The organism is Marinobacter sp., assembly GCF_033722195.1.
GTDB lineage: Bacteria > Pseudomonadota > Gammaproteobacteria > Pseudomonadales > Oleiphilaceae > Marinobacter.
The window spans coordinates 1-8010 of the sequence record NZ_JAWVZL010000118.1 but is presented as its reverse complement, the minus strand read 5'-3'; the positions used below and the strand labels follow the sequence as shown (position 1 = coordinate 8010).

8 protein-coding genes and 2 tRNA genes are annotated in these 8010 nt (G+C 63.6%); 5 read left to right on the top strand and 5 right to left on the bottom strand.

The annotated features are described in order from the left end of the window. Positions 1–100: 100 nt before the first annotated feature. The 5 genes from R3280_RS14850 to R3280_RS14830 all read right to left on the bottom strand — a co-directional run bounded on the left by R3280_RS14850 (position 101) and on the right by R3280_RS14830 (position 4921). Positions 101–2518, bottom strand: a complete 2418-nt coding sequence (locus tag R3280_RS14850) for an EAL domain-containing protein (protein ID WP_318999393.1) — start codon at positions 2516–2518, stop codon at positions 101–103. A gap of 239 nt (positions 2519–2757) precedes the next feature. Beyond that, positions 2758–2833: transfer RNA gene (locus tag R3280_RS14845), tRNA-Glu, on the bottom strand. Positions 2834–2921: 88 nt separating this feature from the next. Next, a complete protein-coding gene (locus R3280_RS14840; protein WP_318999392.1) occupies positions 2922–3497 on the bottom strand; it encodes a hypothetical protein in 576 nt (191 codons plus the stop codon). 95 nt (positions 3498–3592) lie between these two features. Beyond that, positions 3593–4495, bottom strand: coding sequence for a TIGR01777 family oxidoreductase (locus R3280_RS14835; protein ID WP_318999391.1), 903 nt, complete (start codon positions 4493–4495; stop codon positions 3593–3595). 48 nt (positions 4496–4543) lie between these two features. Next, positions 4544–4921 (bottom strand): CbiX/SirB N-terminal domain-containing protein, encoded by a 378-nt coding sequence (locus tag R3280_RS14830; protein WP_318999390.1) that lies wholly within the window; start codon positions 4919–4921, stop codon positions 4544–4546. Positions 4922–5051: 130 nt separating this feature from the next. Between R3280_RS14830 and R3280_RS14825 the strand changes: the two genes are divergently transcribed. The 5 genes from R3280_RS14825 to R3280_RS14805 form a co-directional block, all read left to right on the top strand. Further along, positions 5052–5657: a DUF924 family protein gene (locus R3280_RS14825; RefSeq protein WP_318999389.1), complete on the top strand. Its 606-nt coding sequence runs from the start codon at positions 5052–5054 to the stop codon at positions 5655–5657. 114 nt (positions 5658–5771) lie between these two features. Then, positions 5772–6512: a TetR/AcrR family transcriptional regulator gene (locus tag R3280_RS14820; protein ID WP_318999388.1), complete on the top strand. Its 741-nt coding sequence runs from the start codon at positions 5772–5774 to the stop codon at positions 6510–6512. 125 nt (positions 6513–6637) lie between these two features. Then, positions 6638–6713, top strand: a tRNA-Gly gene (locus R3280_RS14815). Between the two features lie 152 nt (positions 6714–6865). After that, entirely contained in the window at positions 6866–7654 is a 789-nt protein-coding gene (locus R3280_RS14810; RefSeq protein ID WP_318999387.1) for an MOSC domain-containing protein, read from the top strand. Positions 7655–7671: 17 nt separating this feature from the next. After that, the coding region (locus R3280_RS14805; RefSeq protein WP_318999386.1) for an ATP-binding cassette domain-containing protein at positions 7672–8010 on the top strand (339 nt) is incomplete at its 3' end.

Sequence of the window (8010 nt, the reverse complement as noted above, 5' to 3'; positions counted from 1 at the left end):
TTGCGGCGACTCGATTTGGAACCACCAAACCTTCGCCACCGCGCCTTGCTCTCAAGGCTTCCAGCTGCTCCGAAGATCAGCAAATTGACCGGACGGGACACTAGACCCGGGAGCGGTGATTACTGCGGAGCCAGGCTTCGAATTCGCTCTCCGGGCTTGGCCTGCTGTAGAAGTAACCCTGCGCGAAATCGCAGCCGTTTTCCATCAGGAATTGGGTCTGCGCCTCTTCCTCCACACCTTCGGCGATGACCGAAAGGCCCAGGCTGTGGGCCATGTTGATGATGGCTTTCACCAGGGAGGCGTCGTCCTTCTCCGTCATGACGTCCCGGATGAAGGACTTGTCGATCTTCAGGGTATCGAAAGGGTAACTCTTCAGGTAGCTCAGCGCCGAGAACCCGGTTCCGAAATCGTCCACCGACAGGCGGATGCCGTGGCTGTCCAGCCGCTTCAGGATGCCGGCGGTCTCGATGGTGTTGTCGAGGATCAGCCGTTCGGTAATCTCCAGCTCCAGCTGGCGGGGGTTCAGGCCGGAATTGCGGGTGGCGGCCAGTACCGCGTCGACGAAGCCCGGGTCCCGGAACTGCCTGGGGGACACGTTGACCGCAATGCTCAGTTTCAGGCCGGTGGAGGCTTCCCAGCGTACCGCGGCTGCACAGGCCTCGTTCAGCACCCACTCGCCGATGGGGCTGATCAGACCGGTTTCCTCCGCCAGAGGAATGAATTTGTCCGGCATCACCATGCCCATGGTGGGGTTGTTCCAGCGGATCAGGGCTTCGGCGCCGATGAGCATGTCCGAGGCGGTGCTGACGATGGGCTGGTAGTAGAGTTCGAACTCGTTGAGCTCCAGGGCCCGGCGCAGGCGGGATTCGATCTGGAGGCGCTCGTGGGAGACTTCCTTCATCTCCGGCGCAAAGCGCTCGAAGGCGCTCTTGCCCTTGCTCTTGGCCTGGTACATGGCGGCGTCGGCATGCTGGAGCAGGGTGCCGCTGTTGTCCGAATCGGTGGGGTAGATGGAGATACCGATACTGGTGGTGACGAACACCTCCTGGCCACCCACCAGGAACGGCGGCACGAAGGTGTGCAGGATCCGCTCCGCCACCTGTTCGGTGGACTCGGTGCCGCTCAGGCCCGGCAGGATCACCAGGAATTCGTCGCCACCGAGGCGGGCCACGGTGCTGGTTCCGCGCAGGCAGCTGGAGATCCGGCGCGCCGCCTCGATCAGCAGGTTGTCGCCAGCATCGTGGCCCATGGTGTCGTTGATGTGCTTGAAGTTGTCCAGGTCCAGGAACATCACGCCCACCAGGCTGTTTTCCCGGCGCGCCTGGGCCAGCGCCAGTTTCAGGCGGTCCAGGGCCAGCATGCGGTTGGGCAGACCGGTGAGGATGTCGTAGTTGGCCTGGCGCAGGAGCTGTTGCTCGTAGCGCTTGCGGATGCTGATGTCCTCGCCAAGGATCAGGTAGTTGCTGACGCCGCCCTCGGAGTCCTTGAGGGGCGTCACCACCAGCTGCTCCCAGAAACGCTCGCCGTTCTTCCGGGTGCTGTTGACCTCGCCCTGCCAGACACCAACACGCTGCACCTGCAGACGGATGCTCTGCCACAGCTGCTTGTTTTCGCCCTGCACGAAGTTGTCGCTGGCCAGCAGGCCAGGGTGGCGGCCGATTACCTCCTCGGCGCTGTGGCCGGTCAGCTGGGTGAATTTGTGGTTGACGAACTCGATCCGCCACTGGCGGTCGCAGATCATGACCGAGGAAGGGCTCTGCTCGATCGCCTTGGAGAGCTTGCGGATCTCGGCGGCGTCGTGGCGCTGGCGCTCGAGGTCCTGGTTCAGGCGCGCCCGCATCTGGTTGATGGCGTCGGTCACCTGGGCAAGCTCATCCCGCCGATTGGCCTCGGTATCAGGGCGATCGAGAGTCAGCGGCGTGTCCAGGTTGTCCAGCGAGAACTGCCGGGCATAACTGGCCATCGAGGACAGGTGTCTCGTAACAAAATGCTGGAAAATCAGAACGATAAGAACGGAAATAAAAAAAGTCTTGAAGAACTGTGTGGTCAGGATGACCACCACCTTGCGCTGCAGGTTGCGGTAGATCTCCTCCATGCTGGCGGTGATGGTCAGCTCCCCCAGGTCGTAGCGTTCGTCGTTCTGGTGGCTGAGGGTGAAGCTGCGCTCGATGGTGGCGATGTCCCGGGGCCGGTCGCCCATCACCAGCTCCGAGTCGGGAAAGATGCGAAGCCGAAGGTGAACGATGTCTGGCAGACTCAGGATGCCTTCCATCTGGACCTGCAGCAGCTTCTGGTCCAGGGCCCAGAGGCTGCGGGACAGACTGCTGGCGTAGCTGGTCTCGATGACTGACAGGCGCTCGTCGATCAGCGACAGGTCCTTGCGGAAGTCCGAGTAGATCTGGATGCCGGAGGCCACCAGTGTGAACAGGGAGCTCACCAGCAGGATGTATGCCAGCAACCGGAAAGACAGCGGGGAGCCCGAGCGGAATTGTTGCAAACGCTTCGACAGTTTCTGCATGCCGTTAACTTCACTGAGCCCTTGTTACCGATATCTGGCGGCGCAACCTGTTGAAAGCAAAAATCAAATCGGCATGGAGCCGAAGGCTGCACGGCTTGACTATAGCAGTATCGGCAGGCCTACGCTGCGTTATGTGGACAAATCCTGAAGAAAATCGGAGAAACACCGGGATTGAAAACGCCGGGCACAAAAAAACCGGCTCGGGGCCGGCTTTCAGATGAGGGAATCAGCGTGATAAATGGCGTCCCCTACCGGGTTCGAACCGGTGTTACCGCCGTGAAAGGGCGGTGTCCTAGGCCACTAGACGAAGGGGACGCATCGCGTCAAAACGCTGCCTCATCGAGGTGGCGCGTATATTAAGTAAGGGTCCTGTGAGTGTCAAACGCTTTGGCCAAAAAAATACCTACAGATTGTTGTTTATACAGTGTTTGAGCTCGTCGGCCAGGGCGGAGTAGACCGCCAGGGCCCCATCTTCCCCATACAGCGTCAGCAGGGCTTTGGCGGTGGGGCGGTGAATGGGGTTGAGCTGGGGCAGAATGTCGCCGGCGGAGGCGCCCTGCATGGCTGCACGCAGGACCTGGTAGCGGACCTTGTTCTCGCCGGCACAGAAATGGAAGTGACCCTCCCGGCTGATGCGGGGTGGCTGGCCCACCCGGTCGTGGACCGCGGTGGCGCAGCGCACGTACTCCGAGTTGACCGCGCCCCAGGTTTGGGCCAGGCCCTGGTCCTCGACGGTGTCGTAGAGTGCGGTCACCCGTTGGCGGGCCGGCTCACTGATACCGGGCAGGGCCTCAGTCAGGGCAGGGCGGCTGAAGCCCCGGTGAATCAATTGCAATACGGTGACGTACTCGCTGGTGATCAGGCTGCAGCTCTCGTAGCTCTGCTGGCCGAACGTCTGGCCCGGGCCAGAACCCTGGGCGGGGTAGGCCTGCAGGCCGCAGGCCAGCGCCAGGCAGAAGGAGGCAAGGGCGGCGGGCATCCGCATGACTGGACCTGTCACTGGTGGCAGAAGGAACAGGCAGCGTACCATTCCGGCGCCGCCGCAGATGTGCGACGGCTCGCGGTTTGGGGACACTAGCCGACAGCGTCCTCCAGTGCCGGCTTGAGTTCGGCGAACCGGAACTCGAATCCTTCCGCCTGCAGGCGCTCCGGTTGGGCGCGCTGGCCGGTTAGCAGAAGCTTCGCCATCTCGCCGAGGGCCAGTTTGAGGGCCATCGCCGGGGCCGGGAAGGGCGTGGGCCGGTGCAGGACCGCGCCGAGGGTACGGGTGAATTCCTGGTTGGTAACGGGATTCGGGCTGACCATGTTGTAGGGGCCGGAAGCGGACTCGGTCTCAAGCATCCAGATCAAACCGTTGACCACGTCCTCACGGTGGACCCAGGGCATGTACTGGTTGCCCTTGCCGAGGCGACCGCCAAGTCCAAGCTTGAACGGCAGCAGCATGCGCTGCAGGAATCCACCCTGGCGACCCACCACCAGCCCGGTACGGGACAGGCAGACGCGGATGTCCTGCTTCTCCGCGTTCAGGGCTGCGGTCTCCCAGTCCCGGCACAGGCGATGGGTGAACTCATCCCGTGGCGGTGTCTTTTCACTCACCGGAGTGTCACCCTGGTCGCCGTAGAAGCCCACCGCCGAACCGGACACCAGAACTTCCGGCTTGCGTTGCAGGCTGGCCAGGACCTCCACCAGCTCCTCGGTGAGGGCGATCCGGCTGTCCCTCAGCGCCTGTTTGCGGGCCTCGGTCCAGCGTTTCTCGGCAATGCCTTCACCGGCCAGGTTGATGACGCCGTCAAAGCCCTCGCCATCACGCAGCTCCGCCAGTGACTTGACGGGTGTGACGCGGCCACAAAGGGCCCGCACATCTTCCGAGGACTGGCGGCTGAGGACAGTGAGGGTATAACCCCGGCTGGCCAGTTTCTGGCACAGAAGCTGGCCGATGAAGCCGGTACCGCCGGTGATCAACAGGGTCTTGGCCATAGTCTCTCTCCGGTTGATGGGATGGGTCGCCCGCGGCTGGCGGGTGGCTCAGGCCGGTTGCCGGGCCAGGGCCTGGGTCACCACGTCGCGGATGGCCAGGCCCAGTTCCGGGTTCTCGCCGACAGGGGGTGCCAGTTCGATCTCGACACCATGGGCGGCCTCCATGTCGGCGATCATCGCGGGCACGTCCTTACGCAGGTGCCGGCCGGCCGCCAGAAACAGGGGCAGCACCGTGAACGAGCGGCAGCCACCGGCGGCCGCTTCCGCCACCACTTGTTCCATGCTGGGCTCGGCCAGTTCCATATAGGCCACCACGGCGCCGGGCACCGCTTTCAGGGTGGGCTCTGCCAGAGCCTCGAAGGTTTCACACCAACGCCGGTCGCTGCTGCCGTGGGCCAGGAGGATGATCTTGGGTTCCGTTGCCATGGTGGGCTCCTTGAAGGGGTCTGAAAAGTCCTGTGCTGTCGTATAGTCTACCAATTCTGCGGGATTTGAGGGCACGGCCGGCGGCCGGGCCCCGCTTCAGGCTTCATTGGATAGCGGAGTTGATGGACTTATGTTCGGATGGCGGGAGATTTTGGACTTCTGGTTCGGGGATCTGGATGAACATGGCCTGCCGGACGCCTTCCATCGCAACCGCTGGTTCCGGTCCAGTCGCTCCTTCGACCGGGAGATCCGACGCCGTTTCCTGTCGCTGGTGCTGGTGGCTTCCGAAGGGGGGCTCGAGAGCTGGCGCCGGGAGCCCGGTGGCAGTCTCGCCGAGATCATCCTGCTGGACCAGTTCACCCGCAACATCCATCGCGGCGGCGCGCTGGCCTTCGACAATGACCAGCAGGCCCGGGCGGTGGCACGCCAGGGCATGGAGCGGGGGCAGGACCTGGAGCTGCCCGCCATCATGCAGGCCTTCTTCTATATGCCCTTCCAGCATTCCGAGCGTCTCGCCGACCAGGAACTGGCGGTGACCTGCTATGAACAACTGGTGGCGCGCAACAGTGGCATTCTCCGGGATTTCCTCGAGAGTTTCCTGGAATCGGCCAGGGACCACCACGACATCATCGCTCGCTTCGGCCGCTTTCCCCACCGCAACCCGGCCCTGGGCCGCAAGGATCGCCCCGATGAAGCACAGTACATGACGGCATCGGGGCGGACCTTCGGGCAGTAGACCCGGTTGTGACCGGACCAGTGATTTTTGCCACCTGATTCATGGATCCGCACCGGTCGCTTCGGCATAATCGAGTATTGGATTGTTCGACCAAGCCGGTAAAAGGATCTGACCATGGGCCAGCCACTGCCTGAGCGCAATAACCTTGCTGACGTGCCGCCACAGCCTGGCGCTGAGCCTGCGACCGGGAACCAGGCGACCGTGCTCTACCGCGGCCGCAAGGCGGCAAGGGCCAAGAGCGAGCTGCGCCGGCGCCAGATTCTGGAAGCGACCCTGCGTATTGCGGCGAAAGACGGCATCCGCGGCGTCAAGCATCGGCCGGTGGCGCGGGAGGCGGGGGTGCCGCTGGCCTCCACCACCTACTATTTCCGGGACATCGACGAGCTGATCTGCGATGCCTTTACCCTGTTCGCGGAAAAAGCCCAGGCCGACCTGGACCGCTTCTACGACACCCTTGAGGCGGTGCTGGACACCCAGCCGGCGGACGCCCTGGCGCCGGGTGGCGCGGGACGGCCAGCGCTGGCGGAGCGCCTGACAGCCATTGCGGTAGCCTACCTGACCGACCAGTTCAGCGCCCGGCAGGAGGAGATTCTGGCGGAGCAGGTGTTCCTGCTGGAGGCCCTGCGGGAGCCGCGTCTGATGGCGGTGGCCCAGACCCATCGCCGGGCCTGGGCCGCCGGCCTGGCCCGGGTGCTGAAGCGCCTGCAGACCGCCAACCCGGAACGGGATGCCGCCATGATGGTGTCGGTGGTGCTGGGCCTGGGCTACGACGGCATGCTGTTCGGCAAACACTATCGCCGTGATCACCTGGAAACCACCGTCAACCGGCTGGTGAGCCTGGTGCTGGCGGGTTAGGGGCGTTGGCTGGAAAATCTGGTACCAGGTGTTGCGCGGTACAAAATCGCTACGTATAATCCGCTTCCGTTGCTGAGACGAGGCCCCAAAACACAGGCCGGCAAGTTCAAAGCAAACGTCAGAATGCGGGAATAGCTCAGTTGGTAGAGCACAACCTTGCCAAGGTTGGGGTCGCGAGTTCGAATCTCGTTTCCCGCTCCAGATTCCGGAAACCCAGCCCTCCAGGCTGGGTTTTTTCGTTCTGGTCCAGGCGCCAAATCCCTCCCGCCCGCGTATGATGGTTGCCCTGAACAAAGCCTCCGGACCAACCGCCGTGGGCCTTCAACCTTGGGTTTCTGTGGGGGAAGAGCATCATGCAGATTCAGTCCCTGTTCCTGTATCCGGTCAAGTCACTGGCTGGTATCGAGGTAGACTCGCTGGCACTCGATGAATTTGGTCCGGCCGGCGATCGCCGATGGATGATCACCGATCCCCTCGGCCGATTCATGACCCAGCGGGACTATCCGCAACTGGCCAGGGTGGCGGTGAGTGTCGACAGCGAGGGCGTGGTCACCCTCCGGATTCCGGACGAGGGCAGTCACACGCTCATCCGAAGCGGGGCGACCCGTAATGTGATGGTGTGGGACGATTGGCTGGCGGCGCAGAGGGCCGAGCCAGGCCCTGCGGAGGCCCTGGGGCGCTTCCTCGACATGGAGGTGGACCTGGTGTATGTGCCGGATGACACCTTCCGCCCGGTGGACCGGGTCTGGGTCAGGGAACGACGCCGCGTGGGATTTGCCGATGGCTATCCGTTCCTGGTGGTTAACCAGGCCTCACTGGATGAACTCAATACCCGGTTGCAGCAACCGGTGGAAATGCGGCGGTTCCGACCCAATATCGTGGTGTCCGGTGCCAGCGCCTGGGCCGAGGACACCTGGCCGGCGCTGACCAGTAACAATGTACGTTTGGAGCTGGTCAAGCCCTGCTCCCGCTGCGTCATGACCACTGTCGACCCGGACCTTGGGGTCAAGGCCCCGGATCAGCAGCCCCTGCGTACCCTCGGCCAGTACCGGCGGCTGCCGGGCGGCGTGATTTTTGGTATGAATGCGATCCACACCGGTGACGGACCCCTCGAGGTCGGTCAGCCGGTAACATTGACCTGAACGGGAGTTTCTTGCGGATGCCGCTCTTGACACTGGACGACCTTTCCCTGGCCTTTGGCCTGCAGCCGCTGCTGGACCAGGCCAGCCTCACCATTGAGGCCGGTGAACGGGTCTGTCTGCTGGGACGCAACGGGGAGGGCAAGTCCACCCTGCTGAAGATCGTCAGCGGCGAGGTCACCCCGGATGGCGGCCAGGTCCGGCTGGACCAGGGTGCCGTGCTGGCGGTGCTGCCCCAGAACCTGCCGGCGGACGAAACCCGCACCGCCTATGAGGTGGTGGCCAGCGCCTTCCCCGAGACCGGGGATCTGCTGGCGCGCTTCCACACCCTGTCCCAGGTGGCGGACGAGGCCAGCCTG

Coding starts and splice junctions, on each gene's coding strand:
- R3280_RS14850 (WP_318999393.1), bottom strand. CDS start 2,518: ATGCAGAAACTGTCGAAGCGTTTGCAACAATTCCGCTCGGGCTCCCCG.
- R3280_RS14840 (WP_318999392.1), bottom strand. CDS start 3,497: ATGCCCGCCGCCCTTGCCTCCTTCTGCCTGGCGCTGGCCTGCGGCCTG.
- R3280_RS14835 (WP_318999391.1), bottom strand. CDS start 4,495: ATGGCCAAGACCCTGTTGATCACCGGCGGTACCGGCTTCATCGGCCAG.
- R3280_RS14830 (WP_318999390.1), bottom strand. CDS start 4,921: ATGGCAACGGAACCCAAGATCATCCTCCTGGCCCACGGCAGCAGCGAC.
- R3280_RS14825 (WP_318999389.1), top strand. CDS start 5,052: ATGTTCGGATGGCGGGAGATTTTGGACTTCTGGTTCGGGGATCTGGAT.
- R3280_RS14820 (WP_318999388.1), top strand. CDS start 5,772: ATGGGCCAGCCACTGCCTGAGCGCAATAACCTTGCTGACGTGCCGCCA.
- R3280_RS14810 (WP_318999387.1), top strand. CDS start 6,866: ATGCAGATTCAGTCCCTGTTCCTGTATCCGGTCAAGTCACTGGCTGGT.